The 761-nt window shown below is 47.2% G+C and carries 1 pseudogene; it reads left to right on the top strand.

Annotation, left to right across the window (positions count from 1 at the left end):
* A pseudogene (locus R7044_RS25090) lies at positions 1-761 on the top strand (aldolase/citrate lyase family protein); the annotation flags it as partial.

The following is a 761-nucleotide window of genomic DNA, read 5'->3' as shown; positions in this document are numbered from 1 at the left end:
TGTTCGCGGCCTTCATTTAAAAGAAAAACACGTGACGTGGCACGGTCAGATCATTCCAGGCGCGCTTTTTGATTTTGCACTGTATTTCTACAATAACCACAAAGCATTGCTTCAAAAAGGCAGCGGTCCATATTTCTATCTTCCTAAACTGCAGTCTCATCATGAGGCGATGTGGTGGAGTGAAGTGTTCCATTTCACAGAAGAATATTTTGGTTTAGAGACTGGCACGATCAAAGCGACCGTGCTGATCGAAACGTTACCAGCTGTGTTTGAGATGGATGAGATTTTGTTCTCACTTAAAGAGCATATCGTAGGGCTGAATTGTGGTCGTTGGGATTACATTTTCAGTTACATCAAAACACTGAAGAAACACCCAGATCGTGTTCTGCCGGATCGCCAAGTCGTCACCATGGACAAACCATTTTTGAACGCCTATTCGCGTTTGTTGGTTCGTACTTGTCACAAGCGTGGTGCTTTCGCGATGGGAGGAATGGCCGCCTTTATTCCCGCGAAAGACCCGCAAGAAAACCAGAAAGTGTTGGATAAAATTCACAACGATAAGTCACTTGAGGCGAATAACGGTCACGACGGTACGTGGGTTGCCCACCCGGGTCTAGCCGATACTGCTATGGAAGTATTCAGTGCGGCACTTGGAGAGCGAACAAATCAACTAGATGTTAGTCGCTCCGAAGATGCGCCAATTACCGCAGCCGAGTTGCTAGAACCGTGTGACGGTGAACGTACAGAAGAAGGCATGCGCC

The organism is Vibrio sp. 1402, from assembly GCF_033340275.1.
The sequence above is the reverse complement of the archived record's forward strand: the minus strand, read 5'-3'. Positions and strand labels throughout refer to the sequence as shown.